This is a genomic window from Ruegeria sp. HKCCD6647-2, from assembly GCF_057221075.1.
In genome coordinates this window covers 954739-974076 of record NZ_JBWVBD010000001.1, presented here as the reverse complement: position 1 = coordinate 974076, position 19338 = coordinate 954739, and the positions used below count along the sequence as shown (strand labels likewise).

Genomic DNA, 19338 nt, shown 5'->3' with positions numbered 1-19338 from the left:
TCAAGCGGAATCGTCGATCTGTTCACGGAAAAGTTGTTTCGCCGGGAACCGATATGTGACCAAATTTACATCCTTACCATTCATATCACGCCAGCATAAAGAATCACGGTTCGCCTCATGAGGGCAGAGGTGGCTGGACGCTCCTTGAAATCGGGTTTATGAAAATAGGACATGGGGACAGTAAGAAATGAAAAACATCCTGGTTCTGAATGGCCCGAATCTGAACCTTCTGGGGACTCGACAACCAGAAGTATACGGCCATACGACCCTCGAAATGATAGAAGACCTGTGCAGATCTCACGGTGACACGTTGGGACAGCACATCACACATCTCCAATCCAACCATGAAGGGGCGCTGATCGACGCAATCCATGAAGCGCGCGGAAAGCAGGATGGGATCGTACTGAATGCCGGTGCTTTCACACACACGTCGGTTGCAATGATGGACGCGATTTCCTCGACGCAAGTTCCAGTGGTCGAAGTGCACCTTTCCAATATCCACGCGCGCGAAGAGTTCCGCCACAAGTCCTTTGTCGCGCCGGTTGCCATCGGACAAATCTGTGGATTTGGCGCCAAAAGTTATGTTCTGGCATTGGATGCGCTGGCCGCGCATCTCGGACAGGAGAGCTCGGAATGAACCTGAACGAGTATCTCAACTTTCTAAGCTACGCCAAGACGCTGGAAGAGCTTTGGGATGCGCATTGCCGTCAAATGGCAAAGTACGGATTTGATCGGCTGCTGTACGGCTACACGCAGTACAGAACCGAGACGTCCTTGGGCGATCCCGAAGATTTCGTGATTTTGACCAACCACTGCAAAGAGTATCTGGACGGGTTCCTGCGGTCAGGTCTGTATTTCCACGCACCCATGCTCAAATGGGCGTTGGCCAACGAAGGTGCTGCCAGTTGGCGCATGATTCAGGAAGCAATGTCCAGCGGCACCATGACCCCAGAGGAGCGGCAGGTCTACGAGTTCAACAAGTCCAAGGGCGCAACTGTCGGCTTCACGGTCAGCTTCACTTCGGTCTCGCTAAGGTCGAAGGGCGCGATTTCGATGGCGCATTACGGGGACATGTCACAGGACGAAATAGATGCTGTCTGGGATGAGCATGGCGATGACATCCTGCTGATGAACAACATGGCGCATCTCAAGATCCTCACCCTGCCCTATAACGCGCCGAACCGGGCGTTGACCAAGCGCCAGCGTGAAGCGTTGCAATGGGTTGGCGATGGCAAGACGACACAGGACATCGCACTGCTGATGGGGCTGACATCAGCCACAGTTGAAAAGCATCTGCGCCTGGCGCGCGAGGCACTGTGTGTTGAAACGACCGCGCAGGCCGTTCTCAAGGCGTCACTGCAAAACCAGATGTTTGTCATGGAAGTGTAATGACCACAAAACTGACGCAAAAATGCGTCAGCTTACCTTAGGTAAGGAAAACATTACTTCCTTATCCGCGCTTAAAATTGCAGAGTGATACTGTTCCGTGAGTGGTGGCTTTAGCCAGGGAACATTTGATCGGATCTTTGCTATATCAGAGCTCTCCGGTCGCTCTGTCTCAGGGGCGTCTATTCGTCCACGTACCTGGGTCGGAAATTTTGGGGGGCCTCGACCATCCCCATCATGCGGGGCCCCTCAATCTATCTCCACACAGCTCGTCCAGTTTTCGATCGCCGTTTTGTCGTAAAAAAACCGGCTACGCATTGCGTAACCGGTTGCTTTGGTTCGAAATGTGCGGCCCGGCGAACGGGCCGCGACATGCCTTAGCCCTGAGCGGCTTTGGCAACTTCGGCAGCGAAGTCTTCTTTCTCGACCACGATGCCTTCGCCAACTTCCAGACGGATGAAGCCGGTGATGGTTGCGCCGGCTTCCTTGGCCGCCGCTTCTACGGTCAGATCGGGGTTCACAACGAATTGCTGGTTCAGCAGAGTCGATTCGGCGACGAATTTCTTCATGCGGCCTTCGATCATCTTTTCGATCACCTGCTCCGGCTTGCCGGATTCGCGGGCGATGTCCATTTGAACCTGCTTTTCCTTCTCGACAACTGCCGGATCCATGTCCGCTTCGGACAGAGCAGCCGGGTTCACAGCGGCAATGTGCATCGCAATCTGCTTGCCGATGGCTTCATCGCCACCGGACAGAGCAACCAGAACACCGATTTTACCCATGCCATTGGTTGCCGCATTGTGGACGTAGGACACAACTGTGTCGCCCGACAGTTTGGCCATACGGCGCACCGACATGTTCTCGCCGATAGTGGCGATCTTGTCGGTCAGGGTGTCAGCAACGGACTTGCCACCCAGATCAGCAGCCAGCAGAGCCTCGACATTGTCAACGCCTTCGGCCGCATATGCGATCTTGCCAACCATTTCCTGGAACTCGGCGTTTTTCGCAACGAAGTCGGTTTCCGAGTTCACTTCAACAGCAACGCCGTTGCCGCCATCGACGTGGACTGCTACCAGACCTTCTGCTGCGGTACGGCCCGATTTCTTGGCCGCTTTGGCCAGACCTTTGGTGCGCAGCCAATCAACGGCTTCGTCCATGTTGCCTTCGGTTTCGGTCAGCGCTTTTTTCGCGTCCATCATGCCTGCGCCGGTCTGGTCGCGCAGTTCTTTAACCATTGCTGCTGTGATTGCCATCTTTTGGCTCTCCTCAATTCAAACGGAATTGGGGCAGGTCATACCCTGCCCCATATGTCATTTACGTGACGGGCAGCTTACGCTTCGGCAGGTGTTTCTGCTTCTGCGGGCGCTTCTTCCGCAACGGCTTCTTCAACCGGAGCTTCTTCGAATTCACCCAGGTCAACACCTGCAGCACCCAGCTGAGCGGTCATACCGTCCAGAGCGGCACGTGCGGCCAGGTCGCAGTATAGCGAGATCGCGCGGGCTGCGTCGTCGTTGCCGGGGATGATGTAGTCAACACCATCGGGCGAGCAGTTGGTGTCGACAACAGCCACAACCGGGATACCCAGCTTGTTGGCTTCGGCGATGGCCAGTGCTTCTTTCTTGACGTCGATGACGAACAGCAGGTCCGGAACGCCGCCCATTTCGCGGATACCGCCCAGCGACGCCTGCAGTTTGCCCTGGTCACGCTCCATGCCCAGACGCTCTTTCTTGGTCAGGCCTTCAGCACCCGATTCCATCGCTTCGTCGATTTGGTTCAGACGGTTGATCGACTGGGAAACGGTTTTCCAGTTGGTCAGCGTGCCGCCCAGCCAGCGGTGGTTCATGTAGTACTGAGCCGATTTTTCAGCCGCTTCCGCGATCGGGCCAGCGGCCTGACGCTTGGTACCAACGAACAGAACGCGGCCACCTTTTGCAACGGTGTCACGAACGGCCTGCAGCGCCTGATCCAGCATCGGAACGGTCTGGGTCAGGTCCATGATGTGGATGCCATTGCGCGAGCCGTAGATGAACGGGCCCATGCGGGGATTCCAACGCTGTGTCTGGTGACCAAAGTGAACGCCAGCTTCCAGCAGCTGACGCATGGTGAACTCGGGAAGAGCCATGCTGTTTTCCTTTTCCGGTTTGCGCCTCGGCGGGGGTGAAAGAAGCGGATGCTCCAACCGGCGGTCTTGATGAGGATGTCTCCCTCAAAAAGCCCAAACCCCGCCTGCGGGTTTGAATGGCGCGCGTATAAGGCAGGATTGAACGCAGCGCAAGTGCCAATCGCCCTTATTTTTCGAGGCGAGCCAACGCGTGGGCGTGCCGGACCGCCTCTTCGCAATGCGCAGCGAGTGCCTTGCGATCTGGAAAATCGCTGACCCGAGCCGGAGAGTGGTAAATCAACTCGACCGAACCCTGCTTGCGTGCCCCCAATGTCTTGAGCAGATGGGGCCCGAAGTCCATATCGCCCCACCAGCCATAGAACCTTTCGGGTTGCCCCTTGGGGGCATGGAAAATGACCGAAACCGGCTGCACGTACATGAATTCTTGCAGCTCATCTGCGAAGAACGCCGCGAAAAGTGTTGTTTTGAAGGGCAAAACCCGCAATCCATCTGTCGAAGTTCCTTCGGGAAAGAACAACAGCTTGTGTCCCGCTTTCAGACGGTTCTCAAAAATCTGCGTCTGCTCACGCGCTTTTTTGCGGTCACGCTCGATGAACACGGTGCCCGTTGCGCGGGCCAGCCAGCCGATCCCTGGCCATTTCGCAACCTCGGCCTTGGAAACGAAGTAAACTCTTTTGCGGGCATTCAGCGCAAAGATATCCAGCCAGGACGTGTGGTTGGCAACCACCGCTCCGCGTTCGCGCATCAATTCTCCTGACGTCCGGAACCCGATGCCGAGGATTCGGAACGCGTTGCGACAGACGAATTGCGGGATGAAAGACGAGACGGGACGGCGCATTCCAAAGAACGGTTGCTCGATCAGACGGATGGCCAGCAGGACGAACAACCCGCCGAAGACCAGCACAGCCAGCGGCAGCCCGCGCAGAACCGCCAAAACCCAACCGAAAACACCCAGCTCTACCGGTTCTGGTGCGTCCTCGCTTTGCCAAGAAGTCTCGCTCACCGTCTCAAGCTCCGCCATAGATGCGACGCTGCCGCTCGTTCATCCGGGTCGTATCCAGGATCAGACACACATCGGTTGTGTTAAAAACGTGGTCGATAAAAGCCCCCTCGCCCACAAACCCGCCCAGCCGCAGATATGCCTTGATCAGAGAGGGCACTTGAACCATTGCGGCGCGTCGATCCAGCGCATCTGCAGCCACAAGGTTCATCGATTGGAACACGTCAGGTTGCGCCTTTACCCGAAGGTCAGGCGGTGCCAGATGGTTGTGGTGCAGCATCGACAAAGGTTGCGCCAGTTCCTGCACGTCTGTTCCATGAAAGCTGGCAACGCCAAACAGCACCTCTATCCCTCGTTCTGTGACGTACCGAGCCAGGCCGTTCCAGAGGTGGTACATCGCTGTGCCGCCTCGATAGTCGGGATGCAAACAAGAGCGGCCGAGTTCAAGCAGTTTGCGTCCGCTCTGTTTTAGAACGGTCAGGTCATATTCATCCTCGGAATAAAATTGCCCCAGTTCTACTGCACGTTCACCCGGTAACAGCCTGTAAACGCCCACAACTTCGCCAGTTGCATCGTCAATTGCCAGCATATGATCGAAATATGGATCGAACCGGTCCTGTTCCAACCCGGCATCATGGTCAACCATTTCTCCGCCGCCGCCGAGCTCTCGAACGAAGACGTCGTATCGCAGCCGTTGTGCAGCGCGCAACTCGGCCTGGGTCTCGGCCAGTTTGACTGTAAAAGAAGGGCCAGTATCCGGCATCAAAGGGGTCTATCCGTTGTTCAATCTTCGCGCTGATACCGCAGATGTCGGGGGCAAGGCAACAAGTGCACTCTGGTCAAGGTTGTTAACCTTTTCTAAACCAGTTTCACGGATCAAAGACAGGCATCAGGGCTATGCGTGTCCCATCGATTACCACTTTCCCCTGCTCGCGAAAGTTCACGGTGATCTTGCCGCCTATGTTGGACTGCACCTGTCCGATACCCCATTCGGGGAAATCCGGGTGGCGGACATACATGCCCGGTGCAAGAATGGCATTTAGGTCTGTCATGTCGTGGCTCCGGTCCGGCGGCAGATGCAGCAGGAGGTACGCATGGGCGACACGAACGTCAACCTGGCCGAGTTGATCGGTTCCCGGATCTGCCATGATCTGATCAGCCCGATCGGGGCAATTACCAACGGGTTGGAGCTGTTGGAGATGGTTGGCGCGTCACAAGGCCCCGAGATGGAGCTGATCTCGGGCAGTGTCGGCAGCGCGGGCGCCAAGATCAGGTTCTTCCGCGTGGCCTTCGGTGCCGCCAGTGATCAACCGCTGGGACGTGCCGAGGTGAACAACCTGCTGAAAGACATCGAACAGGCCAGCCGGGTCCGCGTGCGTTGGCACGTGACCGAGCCGATGCCGCGTAATCAGGTCAAACTGGCATTCCTTGCTTTACTGTGCTGTGAAAGCGCCATGCCAATGGGCGGGGAGGTCGAGATTACCGTTACCGGAGACACCTGGCTCGTCAGCGGCTCGGCGGACACCATGAAGGTTGACGCAGGGTTGTGGAAAGGTCTGACCGGCAAACACCACCCGGTCAAGGTGACGCCCGCGCAAGTGCAGTTCGCCCTGTTGCCAGAAACTGCGACCGCAATGGGGCGGCGCGTTGCGGTTGAGACCGCCACAACGCGAGTCGCCATTCGGTTTTAGCTGCGCGTGGTCCCGTTCCCGCGCACCAGATATTTGAAGCTGGTTAACTGAGCCGCGCCAACCGGTCCCCGCGCGTGCATCTTGCCGGTGGCAATTCCAATTTCGGCACCCATTCCAAACTCACCACCATCCGCGAATTGCGTGGACGCATTGTGCATCAGGATCGCGCTGTCCAGCCGCTCAAAGAACCGGGCTGCGGCCTGCCCGTCTTCTGCCATGATACAGTCGGTATGGTTCGAGCCATACCGCCGGATGTGGTCAATCGCTTCATCAACGTCCGCGACCGGTTTCGCCGCGATGATGCTGTCTAGAAACTCCTTGCCCCAATCCGCATCGGTTGCCGCAATGGTTCCGTCACCCGCCAGCGGTCCCTCAGCGTGAACCTCAACCCCGGCAGCCAGTAGCGCCGCAATCAGGTCACGCCCCAAACTGTCTGCGATGTCTCTGTGAATCAGCAGGCATTCGGCCGCGCCACATATTCCGGTCCGGCGGGTTTTGGCGTTCAGAACCACATCCAGCGTTTTCTGAGGGTCGGCGGATTTGTCGACGTAGATGTGCACGATACCTTCGAGATGCGCAAAAACCGGCACTCGTGCCTCACGCTGGACAAGGCCGACAAGACCTTTACCGCCGCGCGGAACAATGACGTCCACGTAATCTGTCATCGTCAACAATTCCTGAACCGCTGCCCGGTCGCGTGTCGGCACCAATTGAATTGCATCTTCCGGAAGGTTTGCAGCCTTCAATCCTTCGACGAGACAAGCGTGAATGGCGGTCGATGAATGAAAACTCTCGGACCCGCCGCGCAGGATGACCGCGTTGCCCGACTTCAAACAGAGCGCGCCCGCATCAGCCGTAACATTGGGTCGGCTCTCATAGATGACTCCGATTACACCCAGAGGCGTGCGGACGCGCTGAATGTTCAGCCCCGACGGCATGTCCCATTCGGCCAGCACTTCGCCAACAGGATCCGCTTGGTCGGCTACTGTACGCAAGCCATCGACCATGCCTTGAATGCGAGCGTCGTCCAGCATCAAACGATCCATCATCGCCGGGCTCAAACCCTTGTCGCGGCCAAATTCAAGATCCTTCTGATTGGCCTCGATGATCTGGGCGCGGTTCTTCCAAACGGCGTCCGCTGCCGCTATCAGAGCGGCGTGTTTGCGCTCGGCATTGGCAAATGCCAGTTCCTTCGACGCGGCTTTGGCGCGTTTTCCAAGGTCGGCCATCAGGGCGGGGATGTTATCGAAATCCTTCATGTCTTGTGCCTTTCTGGTCGGCAATTTGTATTTCGGCTTGCGTGTTTACACAGCCAGATCGTCGCGATGGATCAAAGCGGCCCTGCCAGGATAACCCAGCGTCGCCTCGATTTCCGAGGATTTGCGCCCTTTGATGGCGTCAGCCTCTTGCGCTGTATAGCGGCTGAGGCCTTGCGCCAGACGCCGCGCGCTTGGGTCTTGAACCGCAACCGGATCACCGCGCCCGAAATCACCACTTACGGCGACGACACCGGCGGGCAGCAGGCTCTTGCCGTTTGCAAGCGCGCGCGCGGCGCCCTCATCCACCGTGATCTCTCCGCGCGGTTTCATTGCGGAAATCCAACGCTTGCGGGCAGCATGTGGGTCGAGCGTTGCGGTGAACCAGGTGCAATTGGCACCGTCTTCCAGCGTTTTCAGCGGGTTCAACGGTGAACCTTCAGTAATCGCCATGTCGCAACCCGCAGCGACTGCCATCTTGCCAGCCAGCAATTTGGTCTTCATCCCACCTTTTGACAGCCCCGACCCGGCATCACCTGCCATCGCTTCGATCTCGGGCGTGATGTGTTCGATCACGTCATAGCGCGTAGCGGAGGGGTCCTCGCTGGGATTGCCGGAATAAAAACCATCCACATCGGACAACAGGATCAACTGATCGGCCCCAACCGTCACCGCGATCTGTGCCGCCAGACGATCATTGTCTCCATATCGGATCTCATCCGTGGCAACTGTATCGTTTTCATTAACAATCGGAACAACACCCATACCCAACAGCGTTTCCAGCGTGGCGCGTGAGTTCAGATAACGGCGGCGGTCCGCACTGTCTTCTAGCGTTACGAGAACCTGCGCTGTCTTGATGTCGTGCGGCGCCAAAGCCTCTTCGTAGGCCCGTGCAAGTTTAATCTGACCGACTGCGGCAGCGGCTTGAGATTGTTCAAGTGGCAAACTTGTCCCAGTCAGGCCAAGGACACCACGCCCCAATGCAATGGACCCCGAAGATACCAGAATGACATCTGCGCCCTCCCCTTTGAGCCAGGCAACGTCTTGGGCCAGAGAGTGCAACCACTCAGAACGCAACAAACCCGTTTCGCGGTCCACCAGCAACGCAGACCCGATTTTGACAACCAGGCGTTTGGCGGAAGTCAGGGTTGCCAAGGCTGGGCCTCCTCAGTGGGTTTTTGCCGCAGGCGGTTTTCATCAATTTGGGTACGCAGCGCACGAAGAACCTCGGTTACGCCCTGATGTGCGACACCGGACATGGTCATGACCGGGCCGCCAACGGCGTCTTCAAGCTCGGAACTGGCAAGTTGCAGTTCTTCTTCATCCAAAGCGTCAGACTTGTTCAGGACCGTGATCCGGGGCTTTTCGGCCAGTTCACCACCATAGGCTTCAAGCTCATGTATGATCGTCCGATAGTCTTCGGCGACCGTCTGTGATGTCCCGTCGACCAGATGCAGCAGAACCGCGCAACGCTCTACATGGCCCAGAAAGCGGTCTCCGATACCACGGCCCTCGTGCGCGCCTTCGATCAGACCGGGAATGTCAGCCACCACAAATTCGACGTTATCAACACCGACAACGCCCAGATTAGGATGCAGGGTCGTAAACGGATAATCAGCAATCTTTGGTCGTGCGTTCGAAGTTGCCGCCAGAAAGGTCGACTTCCCGGCGTTTGGCATGCCCAGCAGGCCGACATCCGCAATCAGCTTCAGCCGCAGCCAGATGGTGCGGTCAATCCCGGCCTGCCCCGGATTGGCGCGGCGCGGCGCCTGGTTGGTGGCGGATTTGAAATGCAGGTTGCCAAAGCCGCCATTGCCGCCCTTGGCCAGCAAGAACCGCTCACCCACCTGCGTCAGATCGCAAATGACGGTCTCTTCGTCCTCATCGAGAATCTCGGTGCCGACAGGGACGCGCAGAATGATGTCGTCGCCATCCTTGCCGGTGCGTTGCTGACCGCGACCAGGCTGGCCGTTCTTGGCAAAGAAGTGCTGTTGATAGCGGAAGTCGATCAGAGTGTTCAGCCCGTCGACCACTTCGGCCCAGACCGAACCGCCCTTACCACCGTCCCCGCCATCGGGACCGCCGTATTCGATGTATTTTTCGCGTCGGAAGCTGACGCAGCCGCCACCTCCGGCCCCGGACCGGATGTAGACCTTTGCAAGATCGAGAAATTTCATGTGTGTCCCCTACTGCAAAGGCCCCATCGGCCACAAGTCAGAGTTTTTTACTGTAAGTCCAGGTGGGCACATTCGCATCGCGCGCCACGGAATAGCTTTCTGCATCACCCAGATACTGGAACCCGCAATGGGTCAGCACCCGGGCCGAGGCCGGGTTGTCCTGAAACACGCTGGCGAACATCGTGGCGTTTTCCAGCGGGTTGGCGTTCACCAGCGCCTCGACGGCCAATGACGCAACACCCGTATTCCAATAAACCGGAGCAACCCAGTAACCGACCTCGGACTGGTTGCGATCCAATCGCTTCAGCGAGATCACTCCTATCAGCTCCGGTCCGCTGTCCTTGGTGGCATCCATGACCCAGACATCTTCGTCCCGATCTTCGGCCATCGAACGCGTAACAAAAGCTTCAACAGATCCGGGCGGCAGCGGATGGGCAATACTTGTTGTCATGCGCGCCACGCGCTCGTCGCCTGCATAGTGTTCAATGAGACCCATATCCGACCGGCGCAACGGGCGCAGATCGAACCGCTCGGTTTCAATCACCGGCTGGTTTATTATCGTCTCAAGTTTCATGAGTGCGGTCCTCCTCCGAACAACTCAAAAAATGCGGATACAAAAACAAAACCAATTAACGCCCACATCAGATATTTTCGCCCCAGGCGATCTTCAACCGCGTGCTCAACCCTGCCTTGCGTAAAGGTCGGAATACTGCTTGCTGCGTCAGTCATCGGAGCTTTCGATCAAAACTGCGTTAAAACGAGAAAGGGGACCGGCATTTTCTGCCGGTCCCCCATGAATTTTTCTTAAACCTTCTGGGTTTCGGCTTACTCTGCGGCCTCCGCCACTGGCAGGACCGAAATAAAGGTGCGGTTTTTGAGTCCCTTGTGGAACTTCACGGCGCCATCAACAGTTGCAAAGATGGTGTGATCCTTGCCCATGCCGACGCCTTCGCCCGGCCAGAACTTGGTGCCGCGCTGACGTACGATGATGTTGCCTGCGATGGCCGCTTGACCACCATAGAGTTTCACGCCAAGGCGACGACCCGCTGAGTCGCGACCGTTACGGGAGGAACCGCCAGCTTTCTTATGTGCCATTCTCTCTCTCCTTAGCCTTTGGCCAGCTCTTTGGCCTGCTCAACCCATTCGGGTTTCACTTTGACCGTTTCGATAGCAGCAATCTGCTCGTCCGACAAGGCAGCCAGAGCGGCAAAGCTCTCGATACCGGCTTCTGCCAGCTTTTTGGCGGCGGCGGGGCCGACACCATTCAGCTTGGTCAGATCGTCAGCGGCAGCAACAGCGGCAGTTGCCTCTGCTTTGGCTTCAGCTTTTTTCGCAGCAGGCTTTTTCGCCGCCGGAACAGCTTCGCCAGCCGGAGCCGAACCGGTTGCAGCTTTGATGCCCGACTTATCAGCGCCCGAGGACAGGATGTCGGTGATCTTGACCAGTGTCAGTTTCTGACGGTGGCCAACGGTACGCTTCGAGCTGTGCTTACGACGGCGCTTGACGAACTTGATGACCTTGTCACCTTTGATCTGTTCGATCACTTCGGCCTGTACGCCCGCGCCTTCAACGAAAGGTGCACCAACAACCGGAGCATCGCCGCCCAGCATCAGAACATCGTTGAATTGAACTTTTTCACCTGCGTCGGCAGCCAGTTTTTCAACACGGAGCATATCGCCCGCCTGAACCTTGTACTGCTTGCCGCCAGTCTTGAGGACCGCAAACATGCGTCTTTCCTTTGTCTAACCGCGTTCTGTGGTCCCCGTTTGGGTGTTTTGGCCTAGGCCACCTCGAACAGCGCGCCCTTTTCGGGCTGTGTGACGACCCCGGAGCGAACCCCTCAGGTCAAATAATAACGAGACCCGGCGCGGAGATTCCGGCCGGGATGCGCGCTTATCCTGAGTTTGCTTGTAAAAGTCAACCCAAAACCCGGGTTAAAGGTCGGATGCATTCAGCGCCTGCGCCACGGCCTTTCCGAGTTCGAACGAGATCGTATCGTACATGTCGTCAAAACCTTCAAAAATGGCGAGGTTCAAAGCCTTGCCCGCCTCGGTTCGTGAGAAGGCGATATTCTCTCGCATCTGTGCTGAGGTCAGTGGTTGATAGGCCAATAGCAAAAAGGAATACACCCACTTTTCTGTCTCCGCCTTGGTGTCGTCTTGTTGTGCCAACAACTCGGCTAACAGGGTGCTTTCGTCCGCTGGGCTACCTTGGCCAGCCGAAACTCCACGATAGAAATTATAGTCGGAGCTGAGCGAATTCTGAACATTCTGTTCGATCAGGTCGTTGACCTGAATATACTCGTCGACCAGCCGATAATTCACAGAGTCCCTGTCGACCTTCCGATAGGCAGTGCGCGCAACTTCTTCGACTGCCTCGTCCGCAAATGCACGGCGCGCCGAGTTTTCCAATGAGACGATCGTTTGCCCAAGGTCACTTTCAAAGAAGATGGCAGCCTGTTCCATCTGAGTGTCTGTCATGGATGCGGCAAAAGCATGCTCAATCTTTTCCTTCATCCACTTGGGATCATACAGATCCTCAACCTGCGAAAGGAAGAAAGCCCCACCCTGCCCGTCCAGCAGAGCCTCATCCAGTTCACGCCCCTGAACCATCCCTTCCTGGCTGAGAATTCCCACGACATCATCCATATGCAACGCGCGCGTCAGACGGCCAACATACTCGTTGGCTTGCAGCGGGCCCACCCAAACCGTCAAAGCAATGGTGAAAGCGATCAACTGCCGCATCAGATGTCCTGAGCCGGCCTCAGCTCGGCCATGCGTGACGCGAGAACTTCGAACCGCATTGCCATGATCTCGTACTGAATGGCGTTCAGCAGTTCATAGACCTCTTGCATAAGGGGTTGTTCCAGAGCCTCGACATACGCATCCACATCGTCGTCAGAAAAGTCCTGATAGGTATAAGCCGCCCCTGCAAGCGCGGACAATTGCAAGGACCGGCGCATGTCACCCTCATTCGCGCGCAACATCTCGCGCAGCTCGTCGCCGTTTAGCTGCAGTTCGATGACGCCCGAAGCACTGGCTGCCAGCAGAAAGCGCACTTGAATTTCCTGCAGTGCCCGCAGCGATGTGCCACTGGCGTCAACCGCGCGATTCATCCGCTTCAGGCTTTCAACCCGCGAAGAGCCTTCCTTGATCAGGCTGGAGACTATTTTCTGGCCTTCAGCTTGCTTGGCATCGTCATCCTCATCCATGTGCGCTGCATTCTCGGCCACGACCAGCCGTTGCCCCAGATCCGACGCATAAAAGTCGACCGCGTGATTGAGCGCTTCATCGCTCAGCGTCTGTTCCAGAATCGATACGGCGGTTTCGTGCATTTGTTCCGTATCGAAAACTTCTTCTGTCAGCCTCGCCCAGTCCGACCCGAATCCATCCGGATCTATCCCCAGCATCTGAGGGGCCGAGGCGGACGCAAACGCAATGCTTTCCAGCGCGACATCAAATCCGGTGGTGGTCAAAAAGGCTTCGATCCGGTCTCGATTGGCAGCCATAGACGGAGCCGCTGCAATGCACATGACAAACGTTGCGAACAGAAGCGGGAAAACAAGTTGGCGCAGATGATAGGTCATGAAACAAAGCCTAGGGGTTTTACGCCCGCTGGCAATGGAAAATGCCGGTGTCGGTGAATTGAGGAATTTTCTGCTTGCACCCCTGCACGTTCCTCACTAAATCCCCCCCTCACAGACCCCCGCGGAGAGGTGCCGGAGTGGTCGAACGGGGCGGTCTCGAAAACCGTTGTGGGTGCAAGCCCACCCAGGGTTCGAATCCCTGTCTCTCCGCCACTTAACTTGCTTCAAGCAAAGTTTCATTAAGCCACGCCCATAACCCTGACGCTCAGCTTGACTGCCAGCACGCAAGTCGAGGGAGTTGGTCCATTCGCCGAAAGCAAAGGTAAAAAACAGCGGCTTGCGCTTAGGTATTGAAAACTGCCCTTCGAGCCAAGACTGTGCCACCATCAGAGTGTTGGTGTTCACAGGTGCTGGGTCGGCAACAGGATGCCAGGCTTTCCACTAACGTTTGACGGCAAAAGCTACTTCGCTGTTCAGAGGGAAACTCTGGCACGTCAGTATTTCGTCGTTCGCGATGTCTTTGTCTTCCAGCGCCATACGGGCAGCCATGTGTACTTTGCCTTTTGTCAGGCTCGCTTTGCAGGCTCCGCAAACCCCGGACTGGCAGCTATATGGCGGTCGCAGACCGGCTTTCAGGGACGCGGCTAGCAGTGTCTCTCCGGCGTTGACGGGCACGCTATGGGTGGCGCCATCCAGCGACACCCGTGCGGTGGCGGCGACACCATAGGGCTGTGATTCATTGATAACAGTGCCACCGAAGCTTTCCATGTGAATGCGGTTGGCCGGTACGTCCAGCGACATGAGCGCCGCTTTCACGTCACTGTTCATTGTACCGGGGCCGCAGATCCAATAGTGCGCATCCTGCGCGACGGGTGGGGTTTCACCAATTGCTTCCTGTATGGCGGATGCGTCGATGCGGCCTGACTTCCACGGGGTAAACCAGCTCCAAATCGAAGGTGCTGACAGTACGTGGCGCACCGTGAGACGTTCGGGATGGGATGAGACCAATGTTTCGAAGTCTTCAGAAAACAGTATGCTCTTTGCCCCCGCGTTTCCGTAGACCAAATGAGCCACGGAGTGAGGTTCGTCGCTTAACACCGCCTTAATCATTGCAAAATGCGGAGTGATCCCGCTGCCAGCAGCAAAGAAATAGTGCGTTCGGCGCTTGGTGGCTCCGGGTGTCAGGGCGAAATTCCCGAACGGTGGCATGACATCGATAAGGTCGCCAACGCGAAGGCTGTCGCCAATATAGTTGGACACCTTGCCACCCTTTATTCGTTTCACCGTGATCCGCAAGGCAGCGCCGGGTGGATTGGATATGGTATAGCTGCGACGTTCTTCATTGCCCTGAAGTGTAAATCGTACTGTCACATGCTGACCTGCCTTCCATGTGAATACATCGCGCAGGTCAGATGGGATGTCGAAAGCTACGCTGGTCGCCGCACCGCTGATTTCGGGGGTGATCTCGGACACGGCCAGAGTATGAAAGTTTCGTGTCATCAGAGCCTCAGCGATAATCTATGGTTGTTTCCAGTGATTTGATTTTGGGAGTGCCGAGCCAGGTCACGACGAGGAACTGGTCCATCTGGCTGGCTTGGCCGGAAACCCCCTGCCAATCATAGTCGATCCGGGAAACAGCCGTGACCAAGGTGCCGTTGTCGACTGTTTCTGACGAGATTACCGGCCCGTTTCGTGCCGTTTCGACATACCCCTCCGTCGCCTCTTCAAGCGATGGTTCCTGGCTCCAAATCGGCAAGCTTTTCCAATCGGAAATAGCGTAACCGAAAGCATCATCCGCTTGCCCCCGGCCATATTTGATTGTGATGGTATGACGCGCACCGGGATGCCAGTCGACCAAATTGACCATGCTCCCGGTCATCTTGATGGTCAAAAAGTAACGTTCAACCAAATCTTCGGGCAAGTCCGCTGGAGCGGCGTAAGACAACCCTGCGGCAAGAGTTGCGCCCAATGCCGTCGCGGAAATACGATTCACGTTTCCTGCGCCTTCATGAAATCGAGTATGGCCCTCTGATGGCCAGTGATCGGGCTTTCACCGGTCGCGGCAGGCCCGATCTCCAGATACGGGCTGGTCAGGGATTTTTGTTGCTGTTCACAGGCATAGATATCCTCGGTGGTAAAATCGCCGGATGCCATCGGGTCGTCTTCACCAGTGGCGTCATGTTCGTCGTATTTTGGACCCCCGAAGCCCTTCCAGAATTGCGAGCTGCTCCAGCCTTGTTTGGTGAATTCCCAGTCCGAAGCATTCGCAAGTTTGGTTCGATTCTCGACACGAGTCAGGTCCGGCCCAAGCGGTGTGACAATGAAGATGTTCCAACTGTCTTCGCTTGCGCCAAGCCCGATACCGGGAAACAGCATGGGTACCCACGTGCCGAAATGCGGTTCGGGGATGACGCGCGGGGTGGGCAGGTTCCTTTCCAGATCTTTGGCGTATTCCGGCGAAGGTGGCTCCCAAAAGTGGTAATGAGGTCCCTTCCAGCCATATTCAGCCTTGGCGTGGTCATACATGTGCAGTGTGTTGGAGTGCAGATGGCTCAGGTGATAGACGTCGATGTAATTCTCAACCACGATCTTCCAGTTGGCCTTGATTTCATAGCTCTTGCGCGCATCCGGGAATTCCACCAGTTCCTCGGGTTTATGGGGTCCCAGCAGCGGATCGACATCCCCGAACCATTCGGCAAGCGTCGGCGCATTCGGATCAGGGTGCACAAACAGCATGCCGCGCCAGACATCCACGGCCGCCGGTTTCAGGCCAAGGCAGGACTTATCAATTCCGTTTGGATATTCACGGGTTTCATCTGGCACCGAAATAAGGTTGCCTTCCAGATCGTAGGTCCAGTCATGATAGGGACATGTCAGCGCTTTTTGAGCTTTGCCGACGGCACGGATCAACTGCGTGCCGCGATGGCGGCAAATGTTGTGGAATGCGCGCAGGCGATGGTCACGGCCCTTGACGATGAAAATGTTGTTCAAACCCGCCTGCACCGAGATATAGCTACCTGGTTCGGACACGTCCTCGGTCAGTCCCGCATAGCGCCATGAGCGTGAAAAAATCAAAAGCTGTTCGCGATCGAACCAGGCTTGCGAGGTATAGGCCTCGGCTGGAAGCAGGTGGTATATGGTTTTCATGAAACAGGTCCTCAGACAAGCAAGGGGGCATATTGCGGAAGGATTGAAGCGACGATCATCAATACTCCGATCAATGCCCAAAGGATGACGACGGCCCAAAACAGGATGGGGTCTTCATCCCTGTTGACTTCGAAGACCAACAGGGTTTGGCCAGCCATAAGTGACGGAACCACCCACCAAAGAAACAGCAAACCCCAAACCCAATAAAGGCCCAGCAGAGCCGCAACCAGTAGGATCGGAAAAGCAACGTAGTTGAGAATTCGCGGAGTGGTCATTTCGTGGCCTCTAGGCTTTCTGCAAGGATCAAAGCTGCCTGTTTCACCTCTTCTCGCCAGGCGCAGGGCGGAGCTAGCGGCGTCAAAGCGTCGAGATTGATGTACGAAGCGGCAATGCCCTGCGTAACGGCGCGCACAAGCGCTTGATCGGCATCCGGTGAAACCCGTTGCAACGTGATCTCGATCATGTCCAGAAAACGTTCCAGGCTCCCCAAAAGGGCAGAACGCATGGCCGGGTGATCTCCCACCGAAGTCGTCAATGCCTGCCATGCAAGCATCAGCCTCGGGTCGGATCCGGAGTTCTTGTCAAACAGCAACTCGACCAGCTCATTTGCGAGAGAGACCTGTTGAAAGGCTGCCTCCATGGCGTCAGTCGCGGCCGCAAATTCCTCAACGACGAGGTTGGTCAGGGCCTGGATCATTTCGTCTTTGTTGCCAAGGTAGTGGCGGAGAAGCGGACGTTTCACACCGGCTTCGGCGGCGATGCGCTCCTGCGTTGCTCCTTCAAGGCCGAACTGGGCGACGCAGGTCAGATATGCGTCCAGAATTTCCTTTGTCCGTTGGTCTTTGAGGCTGGGTCGCGGCATGGTTGTCTCGAATATTGTCATCAATGACAAATAACCATTCCGGGTTAATTGTCAACACTGCCAATTAATTTCCTGATCCCATCTAAGAAACCTCATCGTTTCTTCGCCGTTGACAGCAAGGCTTATCGACAAACCGCCGCGGGTTCATACAAAAGCCACCCAAGTTATGGCCTCGCTTCCGCATCGATCCACGCAGATGACAAGCGGAAAAGATGTGGGCGGCGTGAATCTGCCTGAATGAATCAGCCGGATCAGCACGCAGTGGCTCAAACCTGGATTCTGCAAAGATTGCTCCGGTTTTCCCCTTTGCAATCAGGTAGTTTTTACCCATCTGGGCGGAAGATCTTTCAAAGGAGATACCTATGTCCCGTTTATTGCTTATCATTGTCATCGCCGCCATTGGCGCCGGTGCATATTACTACATGACACAACCCGAACCCACGCCAGCCGAACAGCTACAATCCGCAGCCGAGGATGCGTCGGATGCGGTTGGCGAGGCCGCGTCAGCGGTGCAGGAGGCGGCAAGTGACGCTGCAAATACAGTTACGGAACAGGCCGCCGAAGCCGCGTCTTCGCTGACCGATCAGGCCAACGATGCTGCGGCCGAGGCCGGAGAGCAGGTTGCCGCACTGACCGCTCAGGGGCAGGAATTGTTCAACTCCTGGCTGCAGGAAGGCAAATTGACGGCCCAGCAGTTCGACTATGACGCTATGGTCGCATCGGTTCGGGACAGCGCGCTGACGCAGGAAGTAAAAACGCAGGCCATCGCGATCCTAGACACGATAAAAGCCTCGCCCGAGACCATCGCTTCAGAAATCCAGAAACTGCGCACCCTGTTGACGCAGCAGTAATAAAAGCGGGCCGACCCTTTTGGTCGGCCTGTTCCGTCAGGTCACGGCGGCAGGCGATTGACGCTGACCGAACCATTTGGTTGGCTCGCCTTTAGTCCACGTTTCAGTTCGCCGCCCACTGTCCTTTCATCGATACTTGCGGGACCGGTGGGCTTGAACAACCGATCCACAAAGGAAAAACAAATGCCCGACCTGCCCTCGTCCATGTTTGCCGTCATTCAGAAACACGATGGGTACTCAGGTGCGGCAACTGGACCGACCATTGATGACGCCAAGGATTGGTTGGAAACGGCCGAATTGCCCTTACCTACTCCGGGGCCCGGGCAGGTCCTGATCCGGCTGCGCGCGGCATCCGTGAATCCTTCGGACATCCATTTCATCAAAGGCGAATATGGTCAGCCCCGGATCAAAGGCGCTCCGGCCGGATTCGAGGGGTGCGGAGACGTGGTCACAACCGGCAAGGGTGCAGAGGCTTTGCAGGGCCAGCGCGTTGCCTTCGTGGCGGCTGGTTCGGGGGCCTGGGCAGAATTTGTCGTCACGCAGGCCCAGATGTGTATCCCACTGCGCCCTGACATTTCGGATGATGACGGAGCAGCGCAGATCGTCAACCCTCTGACCGCGATGGCGATGATTGATATCGCCGGTGGCGACGGGGACGCTTTTGTCGTTTCGGCTGCAACCAGTCAATTGGGCAAACTGATGTGCAGTCTGGGTCGCGATTTGGGGCTGAAACCGATCGCGTTGGTACGTCGGGCCGAGGCTGTCGACGCTCTGATGGACATTGGCGCCGCCGTAGTTCTCGATACGACGCAGGCTGATGCTGTTCAGCAATTTGCGGATGTTTCGGCCGGCCTGGAACCACGTGTTTTTCTTGATGCTGTCGCCGATCAGATTTCGGAACAAGTGTTCTGCGCCATGCCAAACGGTGCGAGGTGGATTTGCTATGGCAAGCTGAGCGCCGAACTGCCGCGTCTGACACAGATGGGGCAGCTGATTTTCATGGACAAGCGGATTGAAGGCTTCTGGCTGACGAAATGGATGATGTCTACGCCGCCCGCGGATCAGATGCGGGTAGTGACCGAAGTGCAGGCCCGCTTTGCCGATGGGCGCTGGAAAACCGATGTATCAGAGCGGCTTTCCCTGCGGGACGTTGTGCCAAATCTCGCGAACGCGCTGAAAAAGAGTGACGGAAAGGTGATTATCACGCCATAGTAGATTCACGCCCCGGCAATCAGAGGAGACCGGGGCACCAACGACGCC

The 19338-nt window shown here is 56.7% G+C and carries 24 protein-coding genes and 1 tRNA gene; 6 read left to right on the top strand and 19 right to left on the bottom strand.

What is annotated here, in order from left to right; translation table 11 throughout:
• Positions 1-187: 187 nt before the first annotated feature.
• On the top strand, positions 188-637 hold the full coding sequence (gene aroQ, locus AC2TDJ_RS04740) for a type II 3-dehydroquinate dehydratase (RefSeq protein WP_480839725.1): 450 nt from the start codon (positions 188-190) through the stop codon (positions 635-637).
• On the top strand, positions 634-1389 hold the full coding sequence (locus tag AC2TDJ_RS04735; RefSeq protein WP_480839724.1) for an autoinducer binding domain-containing protein: 756 nt from the start codon (positions 634-636) through the stop codon (positions 1387-1389). Before aroQ ends, AC2TDJ_RS04735 begins: the two co-directional genes overlap by 4 nt.
• A 374-nt stretch (positions 1390-1763) precedes the next feature.
• On the opposite strand, the gene tsf is transcribed toward AC2TDJ_RS04735, so the two are convergent.
• The 5 genes from tsf to AC2TDJ_RS04710 all read right to left on the bottom strand — a co-directional run bounded on the left by tsf (position 1764) and on the right by AC2TDJ_RS04710 (position 5560).
• Entirely contained in the window at positions 1764-2639 is an 876-nt protein-coding gene (tsf, locus tag AC2TDJ_RS04730) for a translation elongation factor Ts (protein ID WP_480839722.1), read from the bottom strand.
• Positions 2640-2716: 77 nt separating this feature from the next.
• Positions 2717-3508: a 30S ribosomal protein S2 gene (gene rpsB / locus AC2TDJ_RS04725; RefSeq protein ID WP_480839721.1), complete on the bottom strand. Its 792-nt coding sequence runs from the start codon at positions 3506-3508 to the stop codon at positions 2717-2719.
• Positions 3509-3674: 166 nt separating this feature from the next.
• Complete coding sequence (gene olsA / locus AC2TDJ_RS04720) at positions 3675-4529, bottom strand: lyso-ornithine lipid O-acyltransferase (protein WP_480839720.1); 855 nt, start codon at positions 4527-4529, stop codon at positions 3675-3677.
• The gene (gene olsB, locus AC2TDJ_RS04715) at positions 4516-5271 is read right to left on the bottom strand and encodes an L-ornithine N(alpha)-acyltransferase (RefSeq protein WP_480839718.1); all 756 of its coding nucleotides are present in this window, start codon (positions 5269-5271) and stop codon (positions 4516-4518) included. Before olsB ends, olsA begins: the two co-directional genes overlap by 14 nt.
• 106 nt (positions 5272-5377) lie before the next feature.
• Positions 5378-5560, bottom strand: a complete 183-nt coding sequence (locus AC2TDJ_RS04710) for a DUF3553 domain-containing protein (RefSeq protein WP_480839716.1) — start codon at positions 5558-5560, stop codon at positions 5378-5380.
• A 42-nt stretch (positions 5561-5602) separates the two neighbouring features.
• On the opposite strand from AC2TDJ_RS04710, the gene AC2TDJ_RS04705 reads away from it, so the two are divergent.
• Positions 5603-6199, top strand: a complete 597-nt coding sequence (locus tag AC2TDJ_RS04705) for a histidine phosphotransferase family protein (protein WP_480839714.1) — start codon at positions 5603-5605, stop codon at positions 6197-6199.
• Here the strand turns inward: AC2TDJ_RS04705 and AC2TDJ_RS04700 are convergent.
• The 9 genes from AC2TDJ_RS04700 to AC2TDJ_RS04660 all read right to left on the bottom strand — a co-directional run bounded on the left by AC2TDJ_RS04700 (position 6196) and on the right by AC2TDJ_RS04660 (position 13218).
• Complete coding sequence (locus tag AC2TDJ_RS04700; protein ID WP_480839712.1) at positions 6196-7458, bottom strand: glutamate-5-semialdehyde dehydrogenase; 1263 nt, start codon at positions 7456-7458, stop codon at positions 6196-6198. The genes AC2TDJ_RS04705 and AC2TDJ_RS04700 overlap by 4 nt on opposite strands.
• 45 nt (positions 7459-7503) lie before the next feature.
• On the bottom strand, positions 7504-8610 hold the full coding sequence (proB, locus tag AC2TDJ_RS04695) for a glutamate 5-kinase (protein ID WP_480839710.1): 1107 nt from the start codon (positions 8608-8610) through the stop codon (positions 7504-7506).
• The gene (gene obgE / locus AC2TDJ_RS04690; protein WP_480839708.1) at positions 8598-9632 is read right to left on the bottom strand and encodes a GTPase ObgE; all 1035 of its coding nucleotides are present in this window, start codon (positions 9630-9632) and stop codon (positions 8598-8600) included. Before obgE ends, proB begins: the two co-directional genes overlap by 13 nt.
• Before the next feature lie 37 nt (positions 9633-9669).
• The gene (locus AC2TDJ_RS04685; RefSeq protein ID WP_480839706.1) at positions 9670-10206 is read right to left on the bottom strand and encodes a GNAT family N-acetyltransferase; all 537 of its coding nucleotides are present in this window, start codon (positions 10204-10206) and stop codon (positions 9670-9672) included.
• Entirely contained in the window at positions 10203-10361 is a 159-nt protein-coding gene (locus AC2TDJ_RS04680; protein ID WP_480839704.1) for a hypothetical protein, read from the bottom strand. The genes AC2TDJ_RS04685 and AC2TDJ_RS04680 overlap by 4 nt, the downstream gene beginning before the upstream one ends.
• Before the next feature lie 96 nt (positions 10362-10457).
• Positions 10458-10727, bottom strand: coding sequence for a 50S ribosomal protein L27 (gene rpmA / locus AC2TDJ_RS04675; RefSeq protein WP_010440093.1), 270 nt, complete (start codon positions 10725-10727; stop codon positions 10458-10460).
• Positions 10728-10738: 11 nt separating this feature from the next.
• The gene (locus AC2TDJ_RS04670; RefSeq protein ID WP_480839702.1) at positions 10739-11359 is read right to left on the bottom strand and encodes a 50S ribosomal protein L21; all 621 of its coding nucleotides are present in this window, start codon (positions 11357-11359) and stop codon (positions 10739-10741) included.
• A 207-nt stretch (positions 11360-11566) separates the two neighbouring features.
• The gene (locus AC2TDJ_RS04665; RefSeq protein ID WP_480839700.1) at positions 11567-12376 is read right to left on the bottom strand and encodes a DUF2059 domain-containing protein; all 810 of its coding nucleotides are present in this window, start codon (positions 12374-12376) and stop codon (positions 11567-11569) included.
• Complete coding sequence (locus AC2TDJ_RS04660) at positions 12376-13218, bottom strand: DUF2059 domain-containing protein (RefSeq protein ID WP_480839698.1); 843 nt, start codon at positions 13216-13218, stop codon at positions 12376-12378. The genes AC2TDJ_RS04665 and AC2TDJ_RS04660 overlap by 1 nt, the downstream gene beginning before the upstream one ends.
• Before the next feature lie 123 nt (positions 13219-13341).
• Between AC2TDJ_RS04660 and AC2TDJ_RS04655 the strand changes: the two genes are divergently transcribed.
• Positions 13342-13431 (top strand) — tRNA-Ser (locus AC2TDJ_RS04655).
• 228 nt (positions 13432-13659) lie between these two features.
• Here the strand turns inward: AC2TDJ_RS04655 and AC2TDJ_RS04650 are convergent.
• Genes AC2TDJ_RS04650 through AC2TDJ_RS04630 form a run of 5 tightly spaced genes read right to left on the bottom strand, consistent with a single transcriptional unit; the run spans position 13660 to position 17248 of the window.
• On the bottom strand, positions 13660-14718 hold the full coding sequence (locus tag AC2TDJ_RS04650; protein ID WP_480839696.1) for a 2Fe-2S iron-sulfur cluster-binding protein: 1059 nt from the start codon (positions 14716-14718) through the stop codon (positions 13660-13662).
• A 7-nt stretch (positions 14719-14725) separates the two neighbouring features.
• Positions 14726-15211, bottom strand: coding sequence for a hypothetical protein (locus tag AC2TDJ_RS04645; protein WP_480839694.1), 486 nt, complete (start codon positions 15209-15211; stop codon positions 14726-14728).
• A complete protein-coding gene (locus AC2TDJ_RS04640) occupies positions 15208-16365 on the bottom strand; it encodes an aromatic ring-hydroxylating oxygenase subunit alpha (RefSeq protein WP_480839692.1) in 1158 nt (385 codons plus the stop codon). The genes AC2TDJ_RS04645 and AC2TDJ_RS04640 overlap by 4 nt, the downstream gene beginning before the upstream one ends.
• Positions 16366-16376: 11 nt before the next feature.
• Positions 16377-16640, bottom strand: coding sequence for a hypothetical protein (locus AC2TDJ_RS04635; RefSeq protein WP_480839690.1), 264 nt, complete (start codon positions 16638-16640; stop codon positions 16377-16379).
• Entirely contained in the window at positions 16637-17248 is a 612-nt protein-coding gene (locus AC2TDJ_RS04630) for a TetR/AcrR family transcriptional regulator (protein ID WP_480839688.1), read from the bottom strand. Before AC2TDJ_RS04630 ends, AC2TDJ_RS04635 begins: the two co-directional genes overlap by 4 nt.
• A 341-nt stretch (positions 17249-17589) precedes the next feature.
• Between AC2TDJ_RS04630 and AC2TDJ_RS04625 the strand changes: the two genes are divergently transcribed.
• Both AC2TDJ_RS04625 and AC2TDJ_RS04620 read left to right on the top strand, forming a co-directional pair.
• Positions 17590-18078 (top strand): hypothetical protein, encoded by a 489-nt coding sequence (locus tag AC2TDJ_RS04625; RefSeq protein ID WP_480839686.1) that lies wholly within the window; start codon positions 17590-17592, stop codon positions 18076-18078.
• 183 nt (positions 18079-18261) lie between these two features.
• On the top strand, positions 18262-19290 hold the full coding sequence (locus AC2TDJ_RS04620; protein ID WP_480839684.1) for an alcohol dehydrogenase catalytic domain-containing protein: 1029 nt from the start codon (positions 18262-18264) through the stop codon (positions 19288-19290).
• Positions 19291-19338 lie beyond the last annotated feature (48 nt).

Excerpts from the sequence above, each read along its gene's own strand:
- aroQ (WP_480839725.1), top strand. The coding sequence starts at position 188 with ATGAAAAACATCCTGGTTCTGAATGGCCCGAATCTGAACCTTCTGGGG.
- AC2TDJ_RS04735 (WP_480839724.1), top strand. The coding sequence starts at position 634 with ATGAACCTGAACGAGTATCTCAACTTTCTAAGCTACGCCAAGACGCTG.
- tsf (WP_480839722.1), bottom strand. The coding sequence starts at position 2,639 with ATGGCAATCACAGCAGCAATGGTTAAAGAACTGCGCGACCAGACCGGC.
- rpsB (WP_480839721.1), bottom strand. The coding sequence starts at position 3,508 with ATGGCTCTTCCCGAGTTCACCATGCGTCAGCTGCTGGAAGCTGGCGTT.
- olsA (WP_480839720.1), bottom strand. The coding sequence starts at position 4,529 with ATGGCGGAGCTTGAGACGGTGAGCGAGACTTCTTGGCAAAGCGAGGAC.
- olsB (WP_480839718.1), bottom strand. The coding sequence starts at position 5,271 with ATGCCGGATACTGGCCCTTCTTTTACAGTCAAACTGGCCGAGACCCAG.
- AC2TDJ_RS04710 (WP_480839716.1), bottom strand. The coding sequence starts at position 5,560 with ATGACAGACCTAAATGCCATTCTTGCACCGGGCATGTATGTCCGCCAC.
- AC2TDJ_RS04705 (WP_480839714.1), top strand. The coding sequence starts at position 5,603 with ATGGGCGACACGAACGTCAACCTGGCCGAGTTGATCGGTTCCCGGATC.
- AC2TDJ_RS04700 (WP_480839712.1), bottom strand. The coding sequence starts at position 7,458 with ATGAAGGATTTCGATAACATCCCCGCCCTGATGGCCGACCTTGGAAAA.
- obgE (WP_480839708.1), bottom strand. The coding sequence starts at position 9,632 with ATGAAATTTCTCGATCTTGCAAAGGTCTACATCCGGTCCGGGGCCGGA.
- AC2TDJ_RS04685 (WP_480839706.1), bottom strand. The coding sequence starts at position 10,206 with ATGAAACTTGAGACGATAATAAACCAGCCGGTGATTGAAACCGAGCGG.
- AC2TDJ_RS04680 (WP_480839704.1), bottom strand. The coding sequence starts at position 10,361 with ATGACTGACGCAGCAAGCAGTATTCCGACCTTTACGCAAGGCAGGGTT.
- rpmA (WP_010440093.1), bottom strand. The coding sequence starts at position 10,727 with ATGGCACATAAGAAAGCTGGCGGTTCCTCCCGTAACGGTCGCGACTCA.
- AC2TDJ_RS04670 (WP_480839702.1), bottom strand. The coding sequence starts at position 11,359 with ATGTTTGCGGTCCTCAAGACTGGCGGCAAGCAGTACAAGGTTCAGGCG.
- AC2TDJ_RS04665 (WP_480839700.1), bottom strand. The coding sequence starts at position 12,376 with ATGCGGCAGTTGATCGCTTTCACCATTGCTTTGACGGTTTGGGTGGGC.
- AC2TDJ_RS04660 (WP_480839698.1), bottom strand. The coding sequence starts at position 13,218 with ATGACCTATCATCTGCGCCAACTTGTTTTCCCGCTTCTGTTCGCAACG.
- AC2TDJ_RS04650 (WP_480839696.1), bottom strand. The coding sequence starts at position 14,718 with ATGACACGAAACTTTCATACTCTGGCCGTGTCCGAGATCACCCCCGAA.
- AC2TDJ_RS04640 (WP_480839692.1), bottom strand. The coding sequence starts at position 16,365 with ATGAAAACCATATACCACCTGCTTCCAGCCGAGGCCTATACCTCGCAA.
- AC2TDJ_RS04635 (WP_480839690.1), bottom strand. The coding sequence starts at position 16,640 with ATGACCACTCCGCGAATTCTCAACTACGTTGCTTTTCCGATCCTACTG.
- AC2TDJ_RS04630 (WP_480839688.1), bottom strand. The coding sequence starts at position 17,248 with ATGACAATATTCGAGACAACCATGCCGCGACCCAGCCTCAAAGACCAA.
- AC2TDJ_RS04625 (WP_480839686.1), top strand. The coding sequence starts at position 17,590 with ATGTCCCGTTTATTGCTTATCATTGTCATCGCCGCCATTGGCGCCGGT.
- AC2TDJ_RS04620 (WP_480839684.1), top strand. The coding sequence starts at position 18,262 with ATGCCCGACCTGCCCTCGTCCATGTTTGCCGTCATTCAGAAACACGAT.